This window comes from uncultured Tateyamaria sp. (assembly GCF_947494755.1).
Lineage (GTDB): Bacteria > Pseudomonadota > Alphaproteobacteria > Rhodobacterales > Rhodobacteraceae > Tateyamaria.
Window position 1 is genome coordinate 1 of the sequence record NZ_CANLVZ010000047.1, and the last position, 810, is coordinate 810.

The window sequence follows — 810 nt, forward strand, 5'->3', positions numbered from 1 at the left end:
AAAAGCGGTAAGGCCATCTCAAAGGCGCGAGATGGCGGTGAATGCGGTAAAGACCAGGCAGGTCAGCGTCGCTTTGGCTTGCCGCACGTTCCAGATCAGCGAGACCTGCTATCGCGACGAGCGCAAATTCGATGATGAGAACGCCGAGATCGCGGACTGGCTTGTGCGTTTGACGACGAACCGCAAGACTTGGGGCTTTGGCCTGTGTTTCCTGTATCTACGCAACGTGAAGGGCTTTGGCTGGAACCACAAGCGCGTGTACCGGATTTACTGCGATCTGGAGCTGAACCTGCGGATCAGGCCCCGAAAGCGTCTGAAACGGCCCAAACCGGATGAGTTGGCGGTGCCTGAGGTTCCCAACCATACATGGTCCATGGACTTTATGCAGGATCAGCTTGCCGACGGGCGGAGCTTTCGGGCGTTGAACGTGCTGGACGACTTCAATCGTGAGGGTCTGGGGATCGAAGTGGACTTCTCGTTGCCCGCTGTGCGTGTCGTACGAAGCCTGAACCAAATCATCGAGTGGCGCGGTGCACCACGGGTAATTCGTGTCGATAACGGCCCAGAATATGTCAGTGGGTTGCTCAAGGCATGGGCTGAGGCGCGCGGCATCCGCATTGAATACATCCAGCCGGGCAAGCCGCAGCAAAACGCGTACATCGAGCATTACAATCGCACGGTCCGCCACGAATGGCTGGATCAAAACATCTTTGAAACGATAGAGGAGGCGCAGGATCAGGCCACAAAATGGCTCTGGACTTACAACAACGACCGGCACAACATGGCCATCGGCGGCATAACACCCGCTAT

Annotated in this window: 1 protein-coding gene; it reads left to right on the top strand. The window is 56.8% G+C overall.

Features of this window, described 5'->3' with window-relative positions:
• Nucleotides 1-810 (top strand): IS3 family transposase (locus Q0908_RS20305; RefSeq protein WP_299289116.1); only part of this gene is annotated, 810 nt, incomplete at both ends.